21 protein-coding genes and 1 tRNA gene are annotated in these 24680 nt (G+C 66.8%); 9 read left to right on the top strand and 13 right to left on the bottom strand.

The features are described 5' to 3' along the window. The first annotated feature begins 69 nt into the window (after positions 1–69). The gene (locus P3102_RS05805; RefSeq protein WP_276367153.1) at positions 70–1515 is read left to right on the top strand and encodes an FAD-dependent monooxygenase; all 1446 of its coding nucleotides are present in this window, start codon (positions 70–72) and stop codon (positions 1513–1515) included. A 227-nt stretch (positions 1516–1742) separates the two neighbouring features. Here the strand turns inward: P3102_RS05805 and P3102_RS05800 are convergent. Continuing rightward, positions 1743–1816: transfer RNA gene (locus tag P3102_RS05800), tRNA-Met, on the bottom strand. Positions 1817–1882: 66 nt separating this feature from the next. Next, positions 1883–4876, bottom strand: a complete 2994-nt coding sequence (locus tag P3102_RS05795) for a UPF0182 family protein (RefSeq protein WP_276367152.1) — start codon at positions 4874–4876, stop codon at positions 1883–1885. Positions 4877–5032: 156 nt separating this feature from the next. On the opposite strand from P3102_RS05795, the gene P3102_RS05790 reads away from it, so the two are divergent. Beyond that, a complete protein-coding gene (locus P3102_RS05790) occupies positions 5033–5581 on the top strand; it encodes a PPA1309 family protein (protein WP_276367150.1) in 549 nt (182 codons plus the stop codon). Positions 5582–5711: 130 nt separating this feature from the next. Here the strand turns inward: P3102_RS05790 and P3102_RS05785 are convergent, their stop codons facing one another. After that, a complete protein-coding gene (locus tag P3102_RS05785; RefSeq protein WP_276367149.1) occupies positions 5712–6818 on the bottom strand; it encodes a PDZ domain-containing protein in 1107 nt (368 codons plus the stop codon). A gap of 101 nt (positions 6819–6919) precedes the next feature. On the opposite strand from P3102_RS05785, the gene P3102_RS05780 reads away from it, so the two are divergent. Beyond that, positions 6920–8269: a zinc-dependent metalloprotease gene (locus tag P3102_RS05780; RefSeq protein ID WP_276367147.1), complete on the top strand. Its 1350-nt coding sequence runs from the start codon at positions 6920–6922 to the stop codon at positions 8267–8269. A gap of 6 nt (positions 8270–8275) precedes the next feature. Here P3102_RS05780 and P3102_RS05775 read toward each other — a convergent pair whose 3' ends face one another. After that, positions 8276–8839, bottom strand: a complete 564-nt coding sequence (locus P3102_RS05775) for a M48 family metallopeptidase (RefSeq protein ID WP_125789290.1) — start codon at positions 8837–8839, stop codon at positions 8276–8278. 163 nt (positions 8840–9002) lie between these two features. Between P3102_RS05775 and P3102_RS05770 the strand changes: the two genes are divergently transcribed. The 3 genes from P3102_RS05770 (at position 9003) to P3102_RS05760 (ending at position 12508) form a co-directional block, all read left to right on the top strand. Beyond that, positions 9003–10037, top strand: a complete 1035-nt coding sequence (locus tag P3102_RS05770; protein WP_276367145.1) for a hypothetical protein — start codon at positions 9003–9005, stop codon at positions 10035–10037. 76 nt (positions 10038–10113) lie between these two features. After that, a complete protein-coding gene (locus P3102_RS05765) occupies positions 10114–11454 on the top strand; it encodes an AarF/ABC1/UbiB kinase family protein (RefSeq protein ID WP_276367143.1) in 1341 nt (446 codons plus the stop codon). Positions 11455–11596: 142 nt separating this feature from the next. Continuing rightward, positions 11597–12508 carry a hypothetical protein gene (locus tag P3102_RS05760; protein WP_276371000.1) on the top strand — a complete coding sequence of 304 codons (912 nt, stop codon included), beginning with the start codon at positions 11597–11599 and terminating at the stop codon, positions 12506–12508. A gap of 5 nt (positions 12509–12513) precedes the next feature. On the opposite strand, the gene P3102_RS05755 is transcribed toward P3102_RS05760, so the two are convergent. The 6 genes from P3102_RS05755 to P3102_RS05730 all read right to left on the bottom strand — a co-directional run bounded on the left by P3102_RS05755 (position 12514) and on the right by P3102_RS05730 (position 17036). Continuing rightward, positions 12514–12693: a hypothetical protein gene (locus P3102_RS05755; RefSeq protein ID WP_276367142.1), complete on the bottom strand. Its 180-nt coding sequence runs from the start codon at positions 12691–12693 to the stop codon at positions 12514–12516. After that, on the bottom strand, positions 12690–13559 hold the full coding sequence (locus P3102_RS05750; protein WP_276367140.1) for a class I SAM-dependent methyltransferase: 870 nt from the start codon (positions 13557–13559) through the stop codon (positions 12690–12692). Before P3102_RS05750 ends, P3102_RS05755 begins: the two co-directional genes overlap by 4 nt. A 103-nt stretch (positions 13560–13662) precedes the next feature. After that, positions 13663–13920: a hypothetical protein gene (locus P3102_RS05745; protein ID WP_276367138.1), complete on the bottom strand. Its 258-nt coding sequence runs from the start codon at positions 13918–13920 to the stop codon at positions 13663–13665. Then, entirely contained in the window at positions 13917–14300 is a 384-nt protein-coding gene (locus tag P3102_RS05740) for a WhiB family transcriptional regulator (RefSeq protein ID WP_276367136.1), read from the bottom strand. Before P3102_RS05740 ends, P3102_RS05745 begins: the two co-directional genes overlap by 4 nt. A gap of 166 nt (positions 14301–14466) precedes the next feature. Next, positions 14467–14721, bottom strand: a complete 255-nt coding sequence (locus P3102_RS05735) for a hypothetical protein (RefSeq protein WP_276367135.1) — start codon at positions 14719–14721, stop codon at positions 14467–14469. Positions 14722–14948: 227 nt separating this feature from the next. Beyond that, on the bottom strand, positions 14949–17036 hold the full coding sequence (locus P3102_RS05730) for an ATP-dependent DNA helicase UvrD2 (RefSeq protein ID WP_276367132.1): 2088 nt from the start codon (positions 17034–17036) through the stop codon (positions 14949–14951). Between the two features lie 63 nt (positions 17037–17099). Between P3102_RS05730 and P3102_RS05725 the strand changes: the two genes are divergently transcribed. Beyond that, on the top strand, positions 17100–17828 hold the full coding sequence (locus P3102_RS05725; RefSeq protein ID WP_276367129.1) for a DUF4191 domain-containing protein: 729 nt from the start codon (positions 17100–17102) through the stop codon (positions 17826–17828). A gap of 102 nt (positions 17829–17930) precedes the next feature. Next, positions 17931–18884 (top strand): hypothetical protein, encoded by a 954-nt coding sequence (locus P3102_RS05720; RefSeq protein WP_276367128.1) that lies wholly within the window; start codon positions 17931–17933, stop codon positions 18882–18884. A gap of 64 nt (positions 18885–18948) precedes the next feature. Here P3102_RS05720 and P3102_RS05715 read toward each other — a convergent pair whose 3' ends face one another. Then, positions 18949–19434 (bottom strand): RDD family protein, encoded by a 486-nt coding sequence (locus P3102_RS05715; protein WP_276367126.1) that lies wholly within the window; start codon positions 19432–19434, stop codon positions 18949–18951. Between the two features lie 172 nt (positions 19435–19606). Between P3102_RS05715 and glnA the strand changes: the two genes are divergently transcribed. Continuing rightward, the gene (glnA, locus tag P3102_RS05710) at positions 19607–21031 is read left to right on the top strand and encodes a type I glutamate--ammonia ligase (RefSeq protein WP_276367125.1); all 1425 of its coding nucleotides are present in this window, start codon (positions 19607–19609) and stop codon (positions 21029–21031) included. 91 nt (positions 21032–21122) lie between these two features. Here the strand turns inward: glnA and P3102_RS05705 are convergent, their stop codons facing one another. Both P3102_RS05705 and P3102_RS05700 read right to left on the bottom strand, forming a co-directional pair. After that, positions 21123–21557, bottom strand: a complete 435-nt coding sequence (locus tag P3102_RS05705) for an acyl-CoA thioesterase (protein WP_276367124.1) — start codon at positions 21555–21557, stop codon at positions 21123–21125. A gap of 131 nt (positions 21558–21688) precedes the next feature. Then, positions 21689–24661 (bottom strand): bifunctional [glutamine synthetase] adenylyltransferase/[glutamine synthetase]-adenylyl-L-tyrosine phosphorylase, encoded by a 2973-nt coding sequence (locus tag P3102_RS05700; protein WP_276367122.1) that lies wholly within the window; start codon positions 24659–24661, stop codon positions 21689–21691. Positions 24662–24680: the final 19 nt, after the last annotated feature.

The following is a 24680-nucleotide window of genomic DNA, read 5'->3' as shown; positions in this document are numbered from 1 at the left end:
CACCTTGACAATTTAACGATGTTAAGGGCACGCTGTGCGCAGGTCAATTTAACGTCGTTAAGGAGTGGTATGAACAACCTGGGGACGGACGTGATCGTGGCCGGGGCGGGCCCCACCGGGCTGATGCTGGCCCACGAACTCGCGCTCGCCGGTGTCGACGTCGTGGTACTGGAACGGCTTCAGGAGCGCACAGGACTGTCGAAGGCACTGAACGTGCAGCCGCGCACCGCGGAAATGTTCGCGCTGCGCGGACTTCTGGACGACGTCGAGGAGCGTTCGTATGCGACGGTGCGGGACGGACATTTCGCGATGATCCCTGTCGACTATGCAGGGTGGGACACTCGATTCCCTTATCAGCTCGGCATTCCGCAGGCTGAGATCGAGGAGTACCTGGAAGAACGGCTGGCCACACGAGGAACGAAGGTGCTCCGGGGCGCCGAAGTAATCGATTTCGTGCAGGACAAAGACTCTGTTTCCGTCCGGTACCGAACAGACAGTGGCGAAAACCGGATGCGCGCGAGGTTCCTCGTCGGCTGCGACGGCTCTCGAAGCGTTGTACGCAAAGGACTCGACGTGGCCTTCCCCGGCGTGGAAGGTGAAGGTTTCGGCGTGGTCGCGGACGTCCTGTTCGACAAAATCCCTGACAGCGCGCAGAAACAATGGCGAACGATGCGGAACTTCGGGCAGCCGACCGGTGCGACCACGTTCAAAGGCCTGATCCCGCTGGGAGAACCCGGGCTCTACCGCTTCATATACGGCGACAGGGCCTCGCGGCCCGCGGACCTCCGGTCCGCCATCTCCCACGACGAAGTCAGGCAGGCGCTGCTCGACTCGTACGGCGACTCCGCGACCGGGTCGGAAATCCGATGGGCGTCACAGTTCTCCGACGCCGCGCGGCAGGTGGAGCACTACCGCGTCGGACGAGTGCTGCTGGCGGGCGATTCCGCGCACATCCACTTCCCGGCCGGGGGCCAGGGGCTGAACCTCGGCGTACAGGACGCCATGAACCTGGGCTGGAAGCTCGCCGCGACAGTGCGCGGCTGGGCCGGTGACGACCTGCTCGACACCTACGAGGCCGAGCGGCACCCTGTCGGCGCTCAAGTCCTGCACAACGTCGCCGCTCAATTAGGACTGACTCCGCGGTCTCACGAGGCTCGCGCGCTTCGGGACTTTTTCGCCGAACTGACCACGCTGCCCGAGGTGAACCGGTATCTGGCGGGCATGGTTTCCGGGCTCGGGATCCGCTACCCGACCTACGGGACGTCGCATCCCGCGCTCGGCTCGCGGCTCGACGACCAGGACGTCACCACCGAGTCCGGACCGCTTCGCCCGAGCACGCTCTTCCACACCGGCGACTTCGTGCTCCTGACGACCACTCCGGCCCATGTCGAGGCCGCTCGCGCCCACTCGCCGCACCTGACCGTCCAGATGGTCACCGACCTGCCGTGGCCCTCCACCGAGGCCGTCCTGTACCGGCCCGACGGCTACGCCTGCTGGGTCGCCCCCACGCGATAGCAAAGGTCCCCCGCTCCCCCGCCACTCCGGCGATACCAAAGGTCCCCTGCTTCCTTAGCGGCCCGGCGGCAGCAAAGGTCCCCCGCTACCTCGGGCACCTACGCAGCCGACCACACGGGGGTCCAGGGGGCGGAGCCCTCCTGGCGGGGCCCCGGGGGTTCGATTCGCGTAGAAATGCGAAAGAGGCGTGTGTCTGCGTTTTCGCAGACACACGCCTCCAACCTCTGTAGCGGGGACAGGATTTGAACCTGCGACCTCTGGGTTATGAGCCCAGCGAGCTACCGAGCTGCTCCACCCCGCGTCGTGACACCTACCTTACGCCTACGTTTCCAGCAGGCGCAAAGCAGGTGCCCTTTAGTAAGCGACGTCACCCTCCGGGCTGGCCGGAGGCCGGCGGCGCGCTGGTCGCCGTCGGGTTGGCCTTGGCCGATTCGTAAGCCTTGGAAGCTGCTTCAAGGGCGGCCAGGGCGGCACCCTGGTCGGCGTAGTTGCCGGATTGCTGGGCGGCGCGGAACTTGAGCCAGGCGTCGTGCATGTCGCCCGCCGCCTTGTCGAGGGCCGGGTTGCCGCCGGCGGCCGGAGGCGGTGTCGCCGTGCCCGGAGGCGGCGCCGTGGGCCCCGGTGTATCACCGCTCTGCGGCGGCTTGACGCCGGAGCCGGTACCCGCGCCGAAGACCTGGTCGAGCGCTTCGTTCAGTGTCGGCGCGAAGCCGATCTTGGTGCCGTAGGAGACCAGGACACGGGCCAGCTGCGGATAGCTCAGCTGGTTCCGTTGCCGGATGTAGACCGGTTCCACGTAGAGGAAACCGTTGGCGACGGGCAGCGTGATCAGGTTTCCGTAGGTGACGGTGACGTTCGGGTTGTTGAACAGGGTTCGGTCCTGCGCGACCCGCGGGTCACTTTGGAATCTGTTCTGGACCTGGACGGGACCGTCGACCTGAGTCGAGCCACTCGCCCCTGTCGGCAGTCTCAAGACCCGCATCTTCCCGTAGTCCTCGGGATCCGAGGACACGGACATCCAGGCCGCCAGGTACTGCCGTTGGAGACCGGTCAGCGAACTGGTGAGCTGGAACCGCGACTTGGTGTCGCCCGGCGCGGTGGCCAGGACGTAGTAGCCGGGCTGGTTGGCGATCCCGGAGGCGGACGCGTTCACGCCGCCCTCCTGCGTCGGGTCCTGCGGAACACTCCAGAAGGCCTGCTGAGCGTAGAACTCCGCGGGGTTGTTCACGTGATACTTCGACAGGAGTTCGCGCTGCACCTTGAAGAGGTCTTCGGGGTAGCGGAAGTGCGACCGCAGGTCCGGAGAGATCTCACTGCTCGGCTTGACCAGGCCCGGGAAGACCTTCTTCCAGGCGTTGAGCACCGGCTCGTTGTCCTCGACGCCGTACAAGCTCACCGTGCCGTCGAACGCGTCGACGGTGGCCTTGACCGAGTTGCGGATGTAGTTGATCGAGGAGTTCGCCTGGCGGGTGGTGCCACTGAGCGAGTCGTTGGTCGCCTGGCCGAGCTGGGTCTGCTGGGCGTACGGGAAGTTGTTCATCGTCGTGTAGCCGTCGACGATCCACTTGATCTTGCCATCGACGACCGCCGGGTAGGGGTCACCGTCGAGGGTCAGCCACGGGGCGATCTTGGCGACCCGATCCCGCGGTTCGCGGTTGAACATGATCTTGGATCCGTCGCCGATGGCGTCGGAGAAGAGAATGTTCCGCTCTCCGTACTCGGCGGCGAAGACCAGCCGGTTGAACCAGTTGTCGATCGGCACGCCACCGGAGCCCTTGTAGATGTAGGCGCGGTCGACGGCCGTGTCGTACTCGCCGGGAGCCTGCCCCGCCTTGCCGCCGACGATCGCGTACGCGGCGTCGGTCGCGAGCTCGCCATAGTAGATGCGAGGCTCTTCCACCCTGATGCCCGGCTTGTTCGGGTCGGTCGAACCGGCGCCTGCCTGGTTCTGGGTGTCGCTCGTGGTGGCGATCGGGTAACCGCCGTCGGAGTTGGCGTCCTTGAGCGCGCGGTCGATCGTGTTGGCCGGCGCGGCGACGAAACCGTTTCCGTGGGTGTAGACGAGGTGCTTGTTGATCCAGTTCGTCTGGTTGCCGGTGAGACCCTCGGTCTTGATCTCCTTGGCCGCGACGATGTAGTCCTGCGTGACCCCGTTCAGGGTGTAGCGGTCGATGTCGAGCTTGGACGGGAAGCCGTAGAAGTTCTCACGGCCGACGCGCTGGGTGAAGGTGTCACTGAGGATGTTCGGATCGAGAAGCCGGATATTCGGCACAGTCCCCTTGTCCGCCTTGATCTCCGCGGAGGTCGCCTCGGACTTGCCGGTGTAATCCTTGTACTCGACGTTGGTCAGGCCGAACGCCTGCCGGGTCGCGTCCATGTTGCGCTGGATCGACGCGGATTCCTTTTCGTTCGCGTTGGGCTTGACCGAGAACTGGTCGAGCACCGCGGGCCACGCGACGCCGACGAGCACGTTCGACAGAATCAGCAGCACCAACGCGATCGCGGGCAGCTGCAGGTTGCGCAGGAACGCGCCGGCGAAGAACGCGACGGCGCAGATCACCGAAATGCACAGAAGGATCAGCTTCGCGGGCAGGACCGCGTTCAGGTCGGTGTAGGTCGCGCCGACGAACAGCGGCAATCCCCGATCCGACAGCAATAGGTTGTAGCGGTCGAAGAAGTACTCGACAGCCTTCAGCAGCACGAAGATGCCGATGGTGATGGCGAGCTGGGCGCGCGTCGGGCCGGCGAGCTGGCCGCCCTTGCCCGCGAGCCGGATGCCACCGAAGATGTAGTGCGAGATCAGCGCGCCGAAGAACGCGATGACGACGGAGATGAACAGCCAGCCCAGTAGCCAGTTGTAGAACGGCAGGTCGAAGGCGTAGAAGCCGACGTCGTTGCCGAATTCGGGATCAGTCTGACCGAACGGCGTGCCGTTCAGGAACAGCTGCACGACCTGCCAGTCGCTCTGCGCGGACGCGCCGGCGATGAGCCCGGTGAGCACCGGGATGCCGATGCCGAACAGCCGGATCCGGCCGACGATCGCCGACCGATAGCGCGCGAGCGGATCGTCGTTGCCGGAGATCGGCACGAAGACGGGCCTGGACCGGTACGCGATCATCAAACTGACCGCGAGCGAACCTCCCACCAAGAGCCCTACGGCGAAGAACAAGACGACACGAGTGAGCAACACCGTGCTGAACACCGTCCGGGCGCCGACCTCGCCGAACCACAACCAGTCGACGTAGGTGTCCAGCAGTCTCGCGCCCAGCAGGAGGGCCAGAATGACCACTGCGGCGATGATGAGCAGTATCCGGCTGCGCCGGGACAGCTTCGGCAGGCTCACGGGGGGCCGAGTGGCCACTGCACACGCTCCTGGTTTGGTGAACTTTTCGCTGGGGCGCGCGTACCGCGCGCGGCCCCTGTTGCTCTAACTCTACGGATGCCGTCGGAAGTTCCCGGAACCCGCCCAAACCGGACTCGGAAGGCCGCCGTCCCGGCCGCCTGGAACGATGTGCCAATGGCATCGAGTGAGCAGCAGGGCGTGGCCGGCCTGGCCCGCGAAGTCGAGGAGTTCGTCGCCTCCGGAGGATGGGATCAGCCGCCGCAGTTGTTCGCGCTGGTGCCGACCGCGGCACTGCTGGACGAACAGCCCGAACTGGCCGGTCAGCTCGACGCGTCGGCCCCGCTGACGCCGGTCGCCCAGGAGGCGCTGCCGGAGGGTGACCTCGGTGAAGCGCTGGCGCAGATCGCGTGGCCCGATCTGGTGCTGGGATGCGCGCTCGCGCAGGAGATCATCGTGCTGCCGCCGGACGCCGAAGCCGAGCTTCCGGCCGCGCCCGAGACCGATGCCGAACGCTTGCGTCAAGCGGCCGCCGACCACCCGCGCCGTACTGAAGCCCGACTTGTCGCCGCTGTCCTGCGAGATGGCGCCGGCGCGTGCGTCATGCGGCTTCGCGGCGCCGGGCAGTCCGAAGAGCCCGGTGATGTCCCTGTCGACGAGATCATCGAGAACCCGGAGCTGGCCCCCAACCTGCTCGAAGCCCTGAGGGCGACCCTTCTCCCCTGACCTGCGGAAAGAGAGCAAGGGACCTTTGCTACCGCCCGCCCGCGTCGTGAGGCGTGCAGTAGCAAAGGTCCCTTGCTCTCTTCGGTCAACCCCGCGAGGCGCTAGCAAAGGTCCCTTGCTCCCCCGGCAGTCAGCAGGAGGCGGTGGGCCGGCCCGCCTTGAGGTTCTCCAGCTGCGCTATCGCTTCGTCCAGCGTGGACACCTGGATCAGGTTCAGGCCATCGGGCGCCGCGGTCTTCGCCTCGGCGCAGTTGTGCGCGGGCACGAGGAAATCGGTGGCACCGGCCTCGCGGGCGCCGACCACCTTGAACGAGATGCCGCCGATCGCACCGACGACGCCCTTCTCCGTGATCTCGCCCGTCCCGGCGATGTGCCTGCCACCGGCGAGGTCGCCGGGTTCCATCTTGTCGACGATCGCGAGCGCGAACATCAGGCCCGCCGACGGGCCGCCGACGTCTTGCAGCGAAATTTTCACATCGAAGGGAACATCGGCGCGGTCCACCGCCGTCAGGCCCATGAAACCCTCGGGGCCATCGGGCCGCTGCGCAAGAGTGAGCGGCACGGTGCGTTCGGCCTGCCCGTCGGATTTGAAGGTGATCTGGACGGTCTGTCCCGGTTTCGTGCCGTTCAGAGCGGCCCGCACGTCGGCCGCCTCGGTGACCGTCTTCCCGTTGACCACCAGCAGCCGGTCGCCCGGAGCGAGCACCTTGTCGGCCGGGCTGCCGGAGACGATCGTCTTCGCGAGCACCTTCACCGGGGCCTTGCGGCGCAGCGCGGCGACTTGGGCGGCGCTCTGCGAGTCCTGCAACTGCTGGATGTTCTCCTGGCGGACCTGCTCGTTGGTCTCGCCCGGCTTGAAATACTCCTCGCGCGGCGCCAGCGCGTACCGGCCACTCGCCCAGAGCCCGAGCGCGTTGAACAGGGTGATGCCGCCATCGCGCAGGGAGACGGTCGTCATCCGCAGCTCACCGGAGGTCTGGAAGATCTCGTGCCCGTTGACCTGGATCACGGGCTGTCCGGCAGCGTCCTTGCCGAGCGTGTCGTAGGTCGGTCCGGGGCTGATCGCCACGTACGGCACCGGGATGAAGAACCCGACCAGTGCGAAGGTGACGAACAGTGCCCCGCTGACCAGTAGCGTCCAACCGCGCCGGGTCAGTCGCCGCTCGGAGCGGTCCTGGTCCCTCGCGGAGCCCGCACGGCTCCGCGTTGCTGTGGTCTGCTCCGAGGGCTCTGTCACGCGTGACAGCGTACGGTGACTGTGTTCGCTTCTCGGTGAAGGCCACACTCATCACTCCAGTTGACGAGCTCTGGCTCCCATGACCCGCGTACGGTGGTGCCATGAGCAAACCCCCGTTCGGCTTCGGACCGCCCGATCCCGACAAACGAGGCGAGAACGAGCCGTCGGATTCCGGCGGCCAGCCCTCCGGCGCCGAGGCCTTCAATCAGCTCGGTCAGATGCTCAGCCAGCTGGGTCAGATGCTCAGCCAGGCCGGCAGCTCGACCGGACCGGTCAACTACGACCTGGCGAAACAGATCGCGTTGCAGAACCTCAGCAGCAGCGACGGCGACGACGTCAAGCTCGGCTTTTCGTCATCCAGCGGCGGCGACTCGAGCACAGCCGTCCGCGATGCCGCCCACCTGGCAGAGCTGTGGCTCGACGCCGCGACGATCCTGCCCGCCGGAGCGACGTCGACTGTCGCCTGGTCCGCGCGCACCTGGGTCGAGAAGACCCTGCCCACCTGGCAGCGCCTCTGCGACCCCGTCGCCCAGCAGGTCTCGGGCGCATGGGTCCAGGCCCTGCCCGAGGAGGCCAAGCAGGCCGCCGGCCCGCTTCTCTCGATGATGGGGCAAATGGGCGGGATGGCCTTCGGCTCCCAGCTCGGTAATGCCCTGGCTCAGTTGGCTTCCGAGGTGCTCACCTCCACCGAGGTCGGTCTTCCGCTCGGCCCCGCGGCCACCTCCGCGCTGCTGCCGGCGAACATCGAGAAGTTCACCGAGGGCCTGGAGCTGCCGATCAGCGAGGTGCTGGTCTTCATCGCCGCGCGCGAGGCCGCCCACCAGCGGCTCTTCGCCCACGTTCCTTGGCTGCGGCAGCGGCTGCTGGCCACTGTCGAGGAGTTCGCGAGCGGCATCTCCGTCGACACCTCGGCGCTGGAGCAGCTCGCGGGCCAGATCGACCCGTCGAACCCGGCCAGCATCGAAGAAGCCATGTCCTCCGGCCTGCTCGAGCCGCAGACCTCGCCCGAGCAGAAGGCGGCGCTGAACCGACTGGAGACCCTGCTCGCACTGGTCGAAGGCTGGGTCGACGTCGTGGTCGCCGAGGCGATCGGCGATCGCCTTCCGGGCGCGGACGCGCTCCGGGAGACGCTGCGCCGCCGCCGCGCCACGGGTGGTCCGGCCGAGCAGACCTTCGCCACCTTGGTCGGCCTCGAGCTCCGGCCCAGGCGGATGCGGGCGGCCTCCTCGCTGTGGAAGCTCGTCGGAGACCAGCACGGCATCGAGAAGCGGGACGGCCTCTGGTCCCACCCCGACCTCATGCCGACGGCCGAAGATCTCGACGAGCCGCTTGACTTCTCCGAACGTCTCGGCGATGGCGAGTCGACGCTGGAAGGCATCGATCCGATCGCCGAGATCGAACGCACCGAGCGTGAGAAGAACAAGCCCAAGGGCGACGAAGACAACAGCTGAGGCACGTCAGTCCTCCGCCGCGATGCCCCAACCGGCGGCGGAGGACAGACCCTCCAGGTAGCCGATGGCGCGTTCGGTCTTGGGATAACGGCGAACGAGTTCCCAGAACGCCGCGTTGTGCCCTGGTTCCTTCAGATGCGCGAGTTCGTGCACGAGGACGTAGTCCAGCACCCAACCCGGCACCCGGCGCAGGCGATCACTGACCCTGATCGTCGCGTCGACCGGCGTACAGGACGCCCACCTCGTCCGCATCGGCGGCACCCAGCGAACGCTCGCGGGTATCGCCTTTCCGTCCAGATACTTCGCCGAGAGCACGGCGCAGCGCGCCAGCAGCGCCTCGTCGGAAGCCTTCGGCGGCGAGGCCTGCCGCGGGCCCTTGCGCAGCAGCTTGCGCTGCATCTCGGCTACCCAGTGCTTCTCCTCGGCCCGGGTCATCCGGGCAGGGATCAGCACGACGAGGGTGTCCTCGTCCCAATACGCGGTGACGGTCCGGTGACGGCGCTGGCTACGCCGTACCTCGACCTTGTGTTCGGGAGTGTCCGACGGATTCGTCGTGTCCCGGCCCCTCAGCGAGGGCGTCCGTGCTTCGACCACTCGACCACGGTAAGGCCAGTCACCGACAACTCCGAGGGCCGGAAGGTCACAGCCTTGAGTTGTCCACAATGGGGTCAACCTGTGGATAACTCGGGTTTTTCTTAGCGAGCGGTTAGCGGGCCGGTGCGATCCTGCGATCATGAACCTGCGCGAACCGGATCTGCGATCGATCATCCTGCCCGCCTTCCCTACCTTGCTTACCGGCCTGGAGGTGCTGGAACGGGAAAGCGGTGAGCTTCAGATCGGCCTCGACCCCGCGCACGCGGTGGTGCTCACCGGAGTGGCCACCGAGGTGGCCGAGGCACTCCGCGGACTGGACGGGACGCGAGCCGTGGACGACATCGTGCTCGCGCAGAGCGAACACGACGAACAGCTGCGGGACCTCATGACGGACCTGACGGCCCGCGGGCTCGTGACCGACGCGGGGCAGCCTCAGCGCCATCCGAGACCAAGGGCGGAAACAGGGCTCTGGTCGCTCCGTGCCCGCCATCATCAAGCGGCCATGACGGCACGCCGCAACCGCGCCGCGGTGGCGATCCACGGTGACGGCAGGCTGGCCGTGGCCATCGCCGTCCTGCTCGCGAACGGCGGAGTCGGGCATATCGACATCCGGGCGTCGGGCACGGTTCGCGAACGCGACCTGGGCTCGGGCTACACCGAAGCCGAAGTCGGCATGCCACGCCGGGATGCGATGGCGCAGGTGGTGCACCGCGCCAGGGCGGACACGTCGACCACCCGGCTCTACTCGGACCGTCAGCCAGAGCTTGTCCTGCTCACCGACGCGGTGGTACCGGCTCCCGAGGTGGTCGACGAACTCGTCCGGGACGGGGTCAGCCACCTGCCGGTGCGCGTCCGCGACGGGATCGGCATCGTCGGACCGCTCGTGGTACCCGGCAGGAGCAGCTGCCTGCGCTGCGCCGATCTGCATCGCGCCGCCCGCGACGATTCCTGGCCGAGGGTGGCGACCCAGCTCGCGGGCCGCGTGCAACGGCCGGACCTGGGCGCCGTACAAGCGTGCGCCGCGCTGGCCTCGGCGCAAGCACTCCGGCTTCTCTCCCCCATCGATCAGGCGCCGCCCGCGTGGAACGCCACCCTCGAGATCGACTTCTTCGACGGCGCGATCCGCCATCGCGACTGGCCACCGCACACCGGATGCGGTTGTGGCGCTCGTTGACGCCACGAGCGATGTAGCCACACACACCCCCTCGGCAGGCTGCGCGGGCGTAGTGAATCAAGGCAGAATCGCGAAGGTGACCGACTCCCGCAACGCCGAGGACCGTGAAGCCGCCATCCCCCGCAACGGGGCCGCGCGAACGGCGAAGCTGGCCAGTATCCCGCTCGGCATAGCGGGGCGGGCGGTCGGCGGCTGGGGAAGGCGGCTGACCGGACAAAGCGCCGAAGAGGTCAACGCGACGCTGTCCGCCAAGGCGGCGGAGCAGCTCTTCGAGGTCCTGGGCACGCTCAAGGGCGGTGCGATGAAGTTCGGCCAGGCGCTGAGCGTGTTCGAGGCCGCGGTGCCGGACGAGATGGCCAAGCCCTACCGCGAGGCCTTGACGAAGCTGCAGGCAGCCGCACCGCCCATGCCCGCCCGGCAGACCCATCGGGTGCTCGCCGAGCAGCTGGGACGCACCTGGAAGCAGCGATTCGCGGCCTTCGACGACGAACCGGCCGCATCGGCGAGCATCGGCCAGGTCCACCGCGCGACCTGGCACGACGGCCGCGAAGTCGCCGTCAAGGTGCAATATCCCGGAGCTGACGACGCCCTGCGGAGTGACCTTCGACAGCTCCAGCGTTTCAGCAGGCTGTTCCAGGCCTTCGTACCGGGGACCGAGGTGAAACCGCTCCTGGCGGAACTCGCCGAGCGGATGAACGAAGAACTCGACTACCAGGCGGAAGCCCGGAACCAGCGTGCTTTCGTGAAGGCGTTCGAAGGCGTCTCCGGATTCCTGATCCCTCGCGTGGTCGCCAGCGCTCCCAAGGTCGTCGTCACGGAGTGGGTCACCGGCACTCCACTGTCGAAGATCATCGCCGGCGGCGACAAGGAGACGCGAGACCGGGCGGGCCGGCTGCTCACCGAGTTCCACTATTCGTCGCCGGAACGTGCCAGGCTCCTGCATTCGGACCCGCATCCCGGCAACTTCATGCTCACCGCTGACGGCAGGTTGTGCGTCATCGACTTCGGTGGCGTGTCCCGGCTGCCCGAGGGTATTCCGCAGCACCTCGGCGAGATGACCAGGCTGGCGCTCGACGGCGAGTCCGCGAAGCTCATGCGGCTGCTCAGGGAGTCCGGTTTCATCCGGGGCGACGCGGATCTGCAGGCCGATGATGTGCTCGCGTACCTGGCGCCGTTCACCGAGCCGCTGGCGGGTGACACATTCCACTTCACGCGCCGCTGGATGCAACGACAGGCGGGCCGGGTCGGCGACACCCGCGGCCGGGATTTCCGGATCGGCCGCTCCCTCAACCTGCCGCCCGAGTATCTGATGATCCACCGGGTGACCGCCGGATCGACCGGCATCCTCTGCCAGCTTGACGCCGAGATTCCCGCTCGCGCGATCGTCGAACGGTGGCAGCCGGGCTTCGCGGCCTGAGAAGTTATCCACAGGGAACGGCGTGGCTGGGCCGAAATCGGGTTAGTTCGGGTCAGTTGTCCACAAGTTCGCGGAAGTGGTTCCACCCGGTCGGCGCAGCGGTCATCCTCGATGCATGGCCACTACACGAAGCGCCCGGCTCATGGCGCTCAGTAACACTAGCGAATCAGGGATCGTCACCAGCCGCGAGCTGCGAAAGGCGGGCGTCACCGCACGTCACGCCGCGAAGCTCTGCGGGCCGGGTGGTCCTTGGCGAAGGCTGATGCCGGGTGTGATCCTGTTGCGCGACTCCGCGCCCACCCGGCTTCAGTTGTTACAAGCCGCCGTCGCACGGTTCGGACCGGACGTGGTGGTGACGGGTGCCGACGCACTGCGCGCCCGAGGCGTCGACTGCCCGGGGACGCGGGAGGTCCATCTCCTCGTCCCCGACTATCGACGCGTCCCGGCGGAGCCCGGCATGCTGCCCCGACGAACCACGCGAATGCCGCCGCCGACCTGGATCGACGGCGTCCCGTTCGCCCCGCCTGCCCGGGCCGCACTCGATCTGGCCCGGCTGGAACTCGATCCCGCGCGAATCGACGAGCTGATCTCGCTACCTCTGTACTGGGGTCTGTGCACGTTCGAAGAACTCAGCGAGGAGCTCGAGTCCGGTAACCGGCGAGGCTCGGCGGCGGTCCGCGCGGCTCTGCGGCACGTCGATCCCGAAGAGACCTATGCGCATGGGCTGGCGAAGAAGGTCCTCACCAGCTGCCCACTGCCCTCGCCGTCGTGGAACACGATGCTCTGCGACAGACGAGGGCGTCCCATCGGCTCTGCCGACGCCTGGTGGGACGACATCGGACTGGCGTGGCAGTTCCGCGCCCCGAAAAAGGGTGCCGCGAACTTCCACCCGCTGGCGCTGACCGCGACCGGAATCGTCCTGGTCCGCTGCACCATCGACCAGCTGAAGAAGATCCCGATGGAAGTCGCGGCGGAACTCGTCAGGGCGTTCGGCGAAGCGGCACGGACACCGCGGCCGAAGGTCCGCACGATCGGCCGGATCGACGCCGCCTGAGTGGCTCACCAGTACTCGTCGGGCAGTTTTCCCTCGATGTCGCGGGCGTGGCGGCGGGCGCAGGTGGGGCACATCCAGCGCACGCCGTTCTTCTCGCGGGTGGAAACCCAGGCGAGCGTCCGGGCGGGCTCCTCGTCGATGCCGCGGATCCGGCCACACAAGGAGCAGCCGGTCTGATCACTCACGATCGCCGTCCACAGTGGATTGTTTTCGCCCCCAGCAGGAACAGGTCCCGGCGTGCGCCGAGGAAGGCGGGGTTCGCCGGATCCACCAACGCTGCCGCGGTCTCGTGATCCTCAGCGTCGATGCGGTCGCCTGCCAACTCGTTCAACCAAGACACCCGTTCGAGGACGAACTCTCGCAGCAGTTCCGGTCCGGGCGCCGGGTGGTGAACGAGCACGCCGAAGGAATCGACGTCATCCAGGCCGGCCCGTTGGAGCGCGATGCTCCAGCCGTAGGGCATGGAAACGGAGCCCGGAATTCCTGCCCGCATCTCGGCGAACCATTCGCCGCGTGCGGCGAGCAGCCTCTCCTCCAGCCCGGGACGACCGATGCCGAGATCCCAGGGAAGGCAGTTGAAGTCCAAGCCGCCCTCGGCGATGGCGACCAGCCCGCCAGGGCGGGCGAGCCGGGCGAGGGTGTCGATGGCCGCTTGCTGATCAGGCAGGTGATGGACTACGCGGGAAGCCCAGACCAGATCGGCCGGAGGGAGCTTGGCGGGTAACTCGTCGTCGGCCACGTCGGCATGGATCGTTTCGATGGCGGCCCTGTCTCCCGCGGCCGCACTGACCACCCGGTGTGCTTCGGCCAGCAGGTGCTCGGTCGCGTCGACCAGCACGATCTTGGCGCCGGCAGAAGCGAGCTCCTCGGCGAAAAGCACGCTCATCCCGCCCGCGCCACAGCCGACGTCGAGGATGGTCGGCCCGTCCGGCATGCCCTCCAGCAGCCGCCGGGCCGCCACCCGCATCGGCTCGGTGTCGAGTGCCTCGGCCAAGCGAAGCGATCGAAGCCGATCGGCCCAGTCGATGTCGTCATGCGTGTGTACGGCCATTCCCCCAGTGAACACCACGCCAGGCCGCGCCACGTCCAAAAGGGAGCGGGGGACCTTTGCTCTCGCGCCGCGACAGCAAAGGTCCCCCGCTCCCCCCGAGTGGTCAGGCCTGAAAGCGCTCGGCTCGCCGGGTCGCCCAGCGGGCGACCTTGGTCCACCTGCGTGCGGCGCGTGGGCCGCTCCGAGCCCGCTGAGCGCGGACTCCCTCCTCGAGGTCTCGTATTCGGGCCCTGGACAGTTCTTCATAAAGCAACATTTCGCTGGTCTCCTCGACCTTGATCTCGTTCAACTTGGCCGGCGTGACAGTGCGGTAACCCGTCCGCGCCTCGTAATCCCTGGTCGTGATGAGTTCGACGGTCATGCCGCTGCGCTCCGCTCGACCTTGCGGGCGACGGGGCGAGCCTCGGCGGCGGGCTCGACGACCGGGTTCTTCCGGGGACGGCCACGGGGCCGCTTCCGCGCGACGACAACGCCACGCTCGAAGATTTCGCCACCCCAGACACCCCACGGCTCCCGCCGCGAGAGGGCGCCCGCGAGGCAGGCTGACCGGACCGGGCAGTCCACGCAGAACGCCTTCGCGCGCTCGAGCTCTGCCGGCGACTCGGCGAACCAAAGGTCCGCGTCGCCCGAACGGCAGGGGAGCATCGACTCGGGCGAGTCGATGGCGTCGAGCAGGTCGACGACGCCTGCGTCAGCGAAAGGCAGAGCCTCTCCCGGCGCGAAAGCTATGGCCGATGACATAGGTGCACTCCTCTGTGCGGTAACGGATTTCGTACTCACGGTGGAACTGGACAACGCTGAACCCCAATTAGGTTGTGCAGCCAACTTGTTTGTGCAGCAAAAACACGAAGGCCGCGGAACCGGTAACCGGTTCCGCGGCCTTCGTGAGCCTCTGATCCTGACTAGGTCAGGAACTTCGCTCCCGTTTGGACAACGGAACACGGAACTGCTTGATGACCGGCAGATCAACGCCACCGTTCAGGTACGCCCCGCCGAAGGCGGCAGCGTGCATGAAGGTCTCGTCGGCGGTAACCCAGCGCCGGTCGAGACGCTGAGTGCCGCGGGCGGCAAGGATGCTCACGGGCATGAAGGTGCCCTGGCGCTGTGCCTGCGGGACTTCCGCGACGCAAGACAGACGGGTGCCAGGGTTCGTGAGCTTCATGTTGATCCTCATTTCACTGACACCACCTTTCTCTGTCGCGCGCGAGCCGCCCTGCGGTCTACGCTGTGTTGTAGAAGTTCTTCCCCAGCCAGGCGCTTCCCGCCCGGTACCTGCAGGTTATTGCCACCGGCCGCACCGGGGCAACTTATTTTCCAGAAAATCCGTCGAAGTTGCGAAGATCGGCTCTGAGCAGCGGGTTCGCCGCGTGGATCAAGCCTGGAACGCGGTCAAGTCCCCACCGAGGCCCGTACGACGTCGAGAACCTCCGCTCCGAAGCGTTCCAGCTTCGTCGCGCCGATCCCGGAGATGGCGCACAAGGCCGTGTCGTCGGTCGGTCGCTGCTCGGCGATGGCGACCAGTGTCGCGTCCGTGAAAACAACGAAAGCCGGCACCTTGAGCTCACGCGAACGCTCGCCTCGCCAAGACTTCAACTTCTCGAGCAGCCGCTCGTCCACGTTGGACGGGCAACGGGAGCAACGTCCCAACTTGATGTCCAGCGTCTCCAGCAGCGGGCCGCCGCACACCCGGCACCGCGCCTTGTTGCCGGACTGCTTCGGCTGTTGCGATCGGGCGACCCTCGCCGCTGGATGATCTTCGGGAATGAGGCCGTAGAGGAAGCGGCTGCGCCGCCGATTGCGACGGTTTCCCGCTGTCCTGGCCAGGGCCCACGAAAGCGAGAGGTGCTCTCGCGCTCGGGTGACACCGACATAGAAGAGACGGCGCTCTTCTTCGATGGCCGCGTCGTCACCGTCAGCGTGCAGGATCGGCATCGTGCCCTCGGCGAGTCCCACCAGGAACACTGCGTCCCATTCGAGGCCCTTCGCCGCATGAAGAGAGGCCAGAGTGATGCCCTCCACTGTCGGTGGATGCTGCGCGGTCGCCCGCTGCTCAAGCTCCGCCACGAAGCGTGGCAGATCCGCGTCATCGACGGTGGAAGCCAGCTCCTCGGCCAACTCGACGATCGACAGAAGCGCGTCCCACCGCTCTTTCGCCGCACCTCCGGCAGGTGGCTGGTCGGTGAGCCCGACCTTCGCCAGGACGGAGCGAACCCTGGTCACCAACTCACCGGTGTCGGCATCGGTCGACGCCATCCGCAACGCGGACATCGCCTGCCGGACCTCGGCCCTGGCGAAGAAGCGCTCGCCACCACGGACCAGGTACGGGATGCCCACCTCCGCCAGCGCCTGCTCATAGGCCTCCGACTGGGCGTTCACGCGGTAAAGCACCGCGATCTCGCTGGCCGCCACCCCACTGTCCAGCAGATCGCGGATCCTGCGTGCGACAGCGGCGGCCTCGGCGGTTTCGTCGTCGTACTCGGCGAAACGCGGGACCGGGCCCGAAGGACGCTGGCCGACAAGTTTCAGCCTCGACCCCGCGGGACGGCCGCGCGCGGCACCGATCACCTGGTTGGCAAGAGCCACGACCTCCGGCGTTGACCGGTAGTCCCGCTCGAGCCTCACCACCGTCGCCTCAGGGAACCTTCGGGTGAACTCCAACAGCGGCCGCGGAGAAGCCCCACCGAACGAATAGATGGTCTGATTGGCGTCGCCGACGACGGTCAAGTCGTCGCGTCCACCGAGCCACGCGTCGAGCAGCCGCTGCTGCAGCGGGGTGACGTCCTGGTACTCGTCGACGACGAAGCAGCGGTAGCGCTCGCGGAACTCCTGGGCCACCACCGTGTGCTCCTCGAGGACGGCGGTGGTGTGCAGGAGAAGATCGTCGAAGTCGAGAACCTGGGCGGCGTTCTTGACCTTCTCGTAGTTGCGGTAGACCTCCGCTACCTGCGACGCGGGCGTCGGCGTGTCCCGCTGCGTCCGTGCGGCGACCGCCGGATAGTCGTCGGGCGACACCAAAGAGGCCTTGCTCCACTCGATCTCACTGGCGAGGTCGCGTAGCAGCTCTGTCTCGGTGCCGAGGCCGGCCTTGTTGGCGGCTTGACTGATGTATCGGAACTTGTTCTCGAGCAGCTCCCAAGGCCTGTCCCCGACCACCTGCGGCCAAAAGTACCGAAGCTGGCGGCGGGCAGCCGCGTGGAAGGTGAGTGCCTGGGCGGCGTCGACACCCAACCCCCGAAGGCGAGCCCGCATCTCGCCCGCGGCGCGGGTCGTGAAAGTGACTGCGAGCACCTGACCAGCGGCGACATGGCCGGAACGGACCAGGTGGGCGATGCGGTGCGTGATCGTCCGTGTCTTGCCGGTCCCCGCTCCGGCCAGGACGCAGACCGGCCCTCTCGGCGCGCAGGCTGCGGCGCGCTGCTCGGGATCGAGCCCATCGAGCAGGCCTGGACGACTCTTCGAGGACGATGCGCTAGCCACGCCCCGATCCTCGCAGAGGGCCCGACGGGATCGTCGCTGGGCACGCGGCCGTATCCTGGACACATGGCGGGAAAGCAGGACAAGGAAGCAGCGAAGCTGGCCAAGAAGGAGAAGCGTGCCGCGAGCAAGGCTCGCCGCGGGCAGATCTTCGAAGCCTTCAAGATGCAGCGCAAGGAAGACAAGGCGCTCATCCCCTGGATGGTCGGATCGCTCCTGATCATCACGGGTGTCGTGTTCGGCATCGGGTTCATCTTCGATGTCCACTGGGTCGTGCTGCCGCTGGGCATTCTGCTCGGCGCACTCGCCGCTGTGATCATCTTCGGCAGGCGGGTCCAGAAGACCGTGTACTCGAAGGCCGACGGACAGCCGGGCGCCGCTGCCTGGGCGCTCGAGAACATGCGAGGCCGCTGGAAGGTGACGCCGACCGTCGCGGCCACGACTCAGCTCGACGCCGTGCACCGGGTACTCGGCGGGCCGGGCGTCGTGCTCGTCGCCGAGGGCGCGCCCCACCGCGTGAAGTCCCTGCTCGCGCAGGAGAAGAAGCGTGTGTCCCGCTTGATCGGTGAGACCCCGATCTACAACGTGATCATCGGGAACGAAGACCAGCAGGTACCGCTGAAGAAGCTGCAGAGTTATCTCATGAAGCTTCCGCGGAACCTCAAGCCCGCCCAGGTCGACGCGCTGGAAGCGAAGCTGGCCGCCCTTGGCAGCCGCGGCGCCGCGATGCCCAAGGGGCCGATGCCTGCCGGCGCGAAGATGCGCAACGTTCAGCGCACCATCCGCCGCCGCTGACCAAGCGAGAATCAGGGGTCCTTTGCTATCGCACGCGGTAGCAAAGGACCCCTGATTCATCTCCGGGCGAAAACTGTCGGTGGGTGGTCGCATGATCACCGAGTGGACAGAACTTCGAGCGCCCGGGAGACGGCGCTGGCAGCGATGTTCCCGGACGGCGTGGCCGCCCGGGCGAACCTCGTCGCCCTGGGGCACTCCCATTCCTGGATTTCTCGCCGTTGCCGCGAAAGTGGCCCTTGGCGGCGTCCGATCCCCGGCGTCATCCTCCTGACCAATGCCACACCGACCAGGCGTCAACTCTTGAAGGTGGCCCTCACCCATGCAGGCTCAGACGCGATGCTCACCGGAGTGCAAGCCGCCAGGCTGTACGGAGTCCGAAGACTCCCGCCCGAAAGACGGGCCCACACCTTGATTCCTCATCGAAGCAAGGTCGCCACCTGGGGGTTCGCCGTCGTCGAACGGACGATCCATCTGCCGGAACCAGTTGAGATCGAGGGGCTTCCCGTAGCACCACTCGCCCGGGCCCTGATCGACGCGGCTCGGCGCATGGACGAACTCAAGACGGTGCGCGAGATGATCCACGACGCGGTCCATCGTGGGCTCTGCACTCCAGAGGAACTCCGAGACGAGCTGGCGCAAGCCAGCACGATCGGCTCGGCACTACCCCGAATCGTCGTCAACGCCCTTCAGGACGGCGTCGACTCCGCCGTCGAGCAATGGCTGGAATCCGTGCTCGAGCGCAGCGGCTTGCCCAGTCCAGCGCGAAATGCAGAGCTACGAACTTCGGACGGGCACGTAGTCGGTGTCGCCGACGCCTGGTGGTCGCAGGTCGGCGTCGCCGTGCAAGTTCGTCACGACGAGGTCGCTCTCGAACCGGAGAAGGTGTCCGAAACGCCGGCTCTTGCCGCACCGGGCCTCATCGTCGTCCGGGTAAGTCCCGCGCGACTACGAGACGAGCCGCTGGTAGTGATTCAAGAGCTACGAACTGCCCACCGCCGTGCTCGCCAACGACCGCCTCCGGATGTCAGCTGCACTCCTGCGGCACCGGCCGCCTGACCACAGCCGGTTCGGCAGCCGCTCCCTTCGGCGAGAGCAAAGGTCCTTTGCTCGTCATCCGAGGTCATCGCATGCGGATCACGACGGTGCCGGTCAGCCGGTCGAGCCAGCTTCGGCCGTCGATGTTGCGGATCGCCGCCGGAATGATCACGAAGGTCAGCGCCGCCCGCACGATGGCACGCCACACGCCGACCATTTGCGCGCCGTCGAGCCGGGCGACGCGGATTCCGACCGCTGCCATACCGGGCGTGAAGCCGAAGAAGGCCGCCGGAATGGCCGTGATCGCCGCCCAGACGCCGACCGACCAGAGATTGAACGTCTGCATGACGGCCGGATCTTGAAGGCTGGGAGTCACGAAGAGAGTGGTGACCAGCGAGGCGAGAACCAAGTCGATGATCAGCCCGAGAAAACGTGCACCACCGCCCGCCACCGAGCCGACGCCCGATTGGGGCAAGCCGAGTCGCTCGCCACGCCACCGCTGCGTACCCTCGCCACCGGCCGTCGTTTCATCCCCGGCTCCGGGTAGCCATTCTCCGGTCCATCTCGCCACCCGTCCAGGGTATGCCGGTGGCGCGGGCCACATTCGCCCTGGTCGGCTACCTGATATCGCCGCCCCGTTAACACCGGCGAAACATACGGGTGACGGTCGGGCAACACCGCGCTCTTAGCGTGAGCCGAAGAGAGTACTGCCGCCGGCAACGAACGAGAAGGAGTCACCGAGGGTGCCCACTACTCCAGACGACATTCAGCGCCTTATCGCCGACGAGAACGTAGAAGTCGTCGACGTCAGGTTCTGCGACCTGCCCGGCGTTATGCAGCACTTCACCGTTCCGGCGAAGGCGTTCAACGAGGAAGCGTATGAAGAAGGCCTGGCCTTCGACGGCTCCTCGGTGCGCGGGTTCCAGTCGATCCACGAATCCGACATGCTGCTCCTCCCCGACCCCGAAACGGCGCGTATCGACCCGTTCCGCAAGGCAAAGACGCTCTCGCTGAACTTCTTCGTGCATGACCCGTTCACCCGTGAGGCGTACAGCCGCGACCCGCGCAACATCGCGCGCAAGGCCGAGCAGTACATCGCCGAGTACGGCGTCGCCGACAACGTGTTCTTCGGTCCGGAAGCCGAGTTCTACATCTTCGACTCGATCCGGTTCGACTCCGCCGAGCACGCCTCGTTCCACGAGATCGACTCCGTCGAGGGCTGGTGGAACACCGGTGCCGACGTGCCGGGCGGCAACCAGGGTTACAAGACGAAGTTCAAGGGCGGCTACTTCCCCGTCCCGCCGGTCGACCACTTCGCCGACCTGCGCGACGAGATCGTCCGTAACCTGCAGGGCTCCGGTTTCGAGATCGAACGCGCGCACCACGAAGTGGGCACCGCCGGTCAGACCGAGATCAACTACAAGTTCAACACCCTGCTTCACGCTGCCGACGACCTGCAGCTGTTCAAGTACATCGTGAAGAACACCGTGTTCGCCGCCGGCAAGACCGCGACCTTCATGCCGAAGCCGCTCGCCGGCGACAACGGCTCGGGCATGCACTGCCACCAGTCGCTGTGGAAGGACGGCACGCCGCTGTTCCACGACGAGTCGGGATACGCGGGCCTGTCCGACACGGCCCGTCACTACATCGGTGGCCTGCTCAAGCACGCGCCGAGCCTGCTCGCCTTCACCAACCCGACCGTCAACTCGTACCACCGGCTCGTGCCGGGCTTCGAGGCTCCGGTCAGCCTGGTGTACTCGCAGCGGAACCGGTCGGCTTGTGTCCGTATCCCCATCACGGGCAACAACCCGAAGGCCAAGCGTGCCGAGTTCCGGTGCCCGGACTCGTCCGGTAACCCGTACTTGGCGTTCTCGGCGATGATGATGGCCGGTCTCGACGGCATCAAGAACAAGATCGAGCCGCCGGAGCCCATCGACAAGGACCTCTACGAGCTGCCGCCGGAAGAGGCGCAGAACGTCAAGCTCGTTCCTGGCGATCTCGGCGCGGTTCTCGACACGCTGGAAGCCGACCACGACTACCTGCTCGAGGGTGGCGTGTTCACCCCGGACGTGATCGACACGTGGATCTCCTACAAGCGTGAGAACGAGATCGATCCGCTGCGGCTGCGCCCGCACCCGTACGAGTTCTCGCTGTACTACGACGTGTGATCGTGCGGTAGGAAACACCAAGAGCACGCCGGTGGTGAGGTGCGGAAGCGCCCTCACCACCGGCGTTTCTTTATGTGATCTACGCGGCGCGTTACTCCGAAGTTGAGAGAACCCTCAGATCGACGCCCGCCCGCTCGATACGGCCACGCGGGTCGTCCACGAGTTTGCGCCGCTCGAGATCCATCAGCCCCAAGGTGCAGGTGATCTCCGCGGAGAGGGTGCCGTCGAGCTTGTAAATGTTCGAGTCCATGTGGAAGGTCTTGCCGGCACCGAACTTGGCGTCACAGGTCACGTCGACGACATCGCCGGCCCGAAGCTCGCGCCGGAACACGATGTGGGATTCGAGCAGCACGAAGGCGAGATTCGCGTCGCGCATGCCCGAGTTGAGGCCACCTGCGAGCTCCATCAGCTCAAGTCTGGAAACCTCGCCGTACGAGTGGTAGACGGCGTGGTTGAGATGGCCCAGCGTGTCCAGCTCGTAGTGGCGCACCTTGATCCGGGTGCGAAATGGCTCGCGCACAGTCACCGCTCCACTGTAAGTGCCCCCCTCCGTCCGCGACGCTGAGTGTGAGCAAGGGACCTTTGCTGCCACGCTCGCCCATCCCGTGGCAAGTGACAGCAAAGGTCCCTTGCTCACTTGCCGTAGATCAGAGCTGATCAGCCCTGGTAAAAGAGGGTCTCCACGACTGCGCGGGCGCGTCGCGTCGTCCGCCGGTAGGCATCGAGGAATTCGCCTGGATCGTCGTCGGCCGAGTAACCGAGCACTCGTGCGACCGCGGCGAGGTCTCGACCAGAGCTGGGGATCTCGTTGACGGCCTTACCTCTGACCAGCATTCCGGCGTTACGGACACGCGTGGCCAGCAACCACGCCTCGGTCAGGGATTCGATCTCGGCGATCTCGGCGAGCCCGGCCTCCGCCGCGGCTTTCAGCGCCTCGATTGTCGAAGTGGTCCGAAGCCCTTCGACCCGATGCCCGTGACGCAGCTGCATGAGCTGCACGGTCCACTCCACGTCGGCGAGCCCCCCGCGCCCGAGCTTCGTGTGCCGTGTCGGGTCAGCGCCCTTGGGCATTCGCTCCGTCTCCACCCGCGCCTTGATTCGCCTGATCTCCCTCACCCGGATCGCGTCGAGGCCCTCCTGCGGGTACCGAATGGGGTCGATCATCTCGATGAACCGTGCCCCGAGGTCGTCGTCACCGGCGATGAACCGGGCGCGGAGCAGCGCCTGCGATTCCCAGACCTCGGCCCATCGCCCGTAGTAGCTGCGATAGGACTCGAGAGTTCGCACCAACGGGCCGCTCCGCCCCTCCGGCCGAAGATCGGCGTCGACGACCAACGCCGGGTCGGGGCTGGGCGCACCGAGGGTTTTGCGCACCGTCTCGGCGACAGAGGAAGCGAACTTCGCTGCTTCGGAGTCCGACACCCCTTCGGCAGGTTCGCATACGAACAGGACGTCCGCGTCGGACCCGTAGCCGAGTTCGGCCCCACCGAGACGCCCCATACCGATGACAGCGATCGTCGCAGGCGTCTGGCCGAGTTCCGCCTGACGCTGACGAAAAGCAGCGGCCAAGGCACCCTGCAATACGGCGGCCCACACACTCGACAACGCCTCGCAGACCGCTGGGACGTCGAGCAGCCCCAGCAGGTCCGCCGAGGCGATCCGCAACATCTCATGCCGGCGAAGCGATCTCGCTGCCGCGACCGCGGCGTTCAAGCCTGGTTGGCGCCGCACCGTGGCTCGTAGCGAAGTGGCCACTTCAGCCGGAGTGCGACCGGCCAACCGCGCGGGATCACCGAGCAGTTGCAGAACTTCCGGCGCTCTCGCAAGCAAGTCGGGCACCAACCGCGACGTACCCAGCAGGAAAGCCAGCCGCTCGACAACGGCACCCTCATCACGGAGGACCCTGAGATACCAAGGCGTTTCTTCGAGCGCTTCCGACACCTTCCGGTAAGAGAGAAGTCCGCGGTCAGGATCCGGGGTGTCGGCGAGAAGATCCAGCAGAACCGGCAGCAGCGCCTGCTGGATGGCCGCCCGACGGGACATTCCCGCGGTCAGTGCCTTGATGTGCTGCAAGGCCCCGTCCGGCGCGGCATAACCAAGCGCGGCGAGACGGCTCTCCGCCTGTTTCGTAGTCAGCCGTAGTGCTTCGGTCGGCACGTTCGCGACCGACTGCAGCAGTGGGCGGTAAAAGAGCTTCTCGTGAAGACGGCGGATGTTTTGCAGGTGGCGACGGAATTCCGCCAGCAACGCGTCGCCCTCGCTTCTGCCACGGGCGGGTCGTACACCGCTCGCCCTCGCGATCGTTCGCAGCTCGCTGGAGTCCGAAGCGGCAGGGAACAGATGCGTACGCCGTAGTCGGCGAAGCTGGAGCCGATGCTCGATGGTCCGGAGGAACTCGTACGAGGAGGCGAGCTCCGCGGCATCCGTACGGCCGACGTACCCGCCTTCTCCCAAGGCGGCGAGCGCGTCCATCGTGGATGAAGAACGTAGCTCCGCGTCGATCCGGCCATGGACCAGTTGCAGCAACTGCACGGCGAACTCGACGTCGCGAAGGCCTCCACGCCCTAGCTTCAGCTCCCGCTCGGCATGCGCGGAAGGCACATGACCTTCGACGCGGCGCCGCATCTTGTGCACCTCGGGGACGAAGTTCTCCCGATCGGCCGCTGCCCACACCTTCGGCGCGACCATCTCCGCGTACTGGCGCCCGAGCTCGGCATCGCCCGCGACCGGCCGTGCCTTGAGTAAGGCCTGGAACTCCCAAGTCTTGGCCCACTTCTGATAGTAGGCGGCATGTCCGTCGAGAGTCCGGACCAAGGCGCCCGCCTTGCCCTCGGGACGCAACGCGGCATCGACCTCGAAACAGGCTTTGCCGACCACACGCATCATCGTGCTGGCCAGCCGCGTGGAAACCGAGAGATCTCCGTCACCGATGAAGATGACGTCCACGTCGCTCACATAGTTCAGCTCTCGACCACCGCATTTACCCATCGCGATCACGGCAAGCCGATCCTCGGCCCCGGCGCCCACCTCAGCCTCCGCGACCAGAAGTCCTACCGTCAGCGCGGCCTCGGCCAGCTTGGTGAGCTGAGCGCCGATCTCGGCGTAGGGCGGCTGGCGGAGGCCTGGCTCGACCAAATGACCGAGGTCCGCGGCCGCGATTCCGAGGAGCAGCTCGCGATATCCGACGCGAAGAGCATGCTCCGACTCAAGCCCTGTAAGCAGTTCCTCTTGCGGCCGTAGGTGCTTGAGGAGACTCCTCACGTACTGATTCGGCTCAGCGCTCTTCTCGTGTGCGAGGGTCTTCCAACGGTCGGTGTTCGCGACCAGAAAGTCCGCGAGCGCGCTCGAAGTACCCAAGACACCGAGCATTCGACCGCGGAAGGTGCGATTGGAGCGTAGCGCCTGGTCCAGCTCGTCCCAGGCGGACAAGTCTGCTTCTCGGATCCGGTCCAGTCCGCTCAGGGCGAGATCGGGATCCGCCGTGCGGGACAGTGCCGACAACACGTCGGCGGCGGAGCCTTCCGGGCCGGATTCGGTCCACCAACCGGCAGCACGTAGCTGCCCGTCGGCGCGGGGGTCGGTGAAGCCGTATCTCGCCACGGAAGCGGTCGGCCTGGCTCGCTCAACCATCGGCTTCCACCGTAGTCGC

The organism is Amycolatopsis sp. QT-25 (assembly GCF_029369745.1).
Lineage (GTDB): Bacteria > Actinomycetota > Actinomycetes > Mycobacteriales > Pseudonocardiaceae > Amycolatopsis.
This window is presented reverse-complemented; position numbering and strand designations above follow the sequence as displayed.

What these genes read in the sequence shown, in the direction of transcription:
- P3102_RS05735 (WP_276367135.1), bottom strand. Translation starts at nt 14,721, where the DNA reads ATGAAGCTCACGAACCCTGGCACCCGTCTGTCTTGCGTCGCGGAAGTC.
- P3102_RS05790 (WP_276367150.1), top strand. Translation starts at nt 5,033, where the DNA reads ATGGCATCGAGTGAGCAGCAGGGCGTGGCCGGCCTGGCCCGCGAAGTC.
- P3102_RS05750 (WP_276367140.1), bottom strand. Translation starts at nt 13,559, where the DNA reads ATGGCCGTACACACGCATGACGACATCGACTGGGCCGATCGGCTTCGA.
- P3102_RS05745 (WP_276367138.1), bottom strand. Translation starts at nt 13,920, where the DNA reads ATGACCGTCGAACTCATCACGACCAGGGATTACGAGGCGCGGACGGGT.
- P3102_RS05780 (WP_276367147.1), top strand. Translation starts at nt 6,920, where the DNA reads ATGAGCAAACCCCCGTTCGGCTTCGGACCGCCCGATCCCGACAAACGA.
- P3102_RS05740 (WP_276367136.1), bottom strand. Translation starts at nt 14,300, where the DNA reads ATGTCATCGGCCATAGCTTTCGCGCCGGGAGAGGCTCTGCCTTTCGCT.
- P3102_RS05760 (WP_276371000.1), top strand. Translation starts at nt 11,597, where the DNA reads ATGGCGCTCAGTAACACTAGCGAATCAGGGATCGTCACCAGCCGCGAG.
- P3102_RS05725 (WP_276367129.1), top strand. Translation starts at nt 17,100, where the DNA reads ATGGCGGGAAAGCAGGACAAGGAAGCAGCGAAGCTGGCCAAGAAGGAG.
- P3102_RS05805 (WP_276367153.1), top strand. Translation starts at nt 70, where the DNA reads ATGAACAACCTGGGGACGGACGTGATCGTGGCCGGGGCGGGCCCCACC.
- P3102_RS05770 (WP_276367145.1), top strand. Translation starts at nt 9,003, where the DNA reads ATGAACCTGCGCGAACCGGATCTGCGATCGATCATCCTGCCCGCCTTC.
- P3102_RS05700 (WP_276367122.1), bottom strand. Translation starts at nt 24,661, where the DNA reads ATGGTTGAGCGAGCCAGGCCGACCGCTTCCGTGGCGAGATACGGCTTC.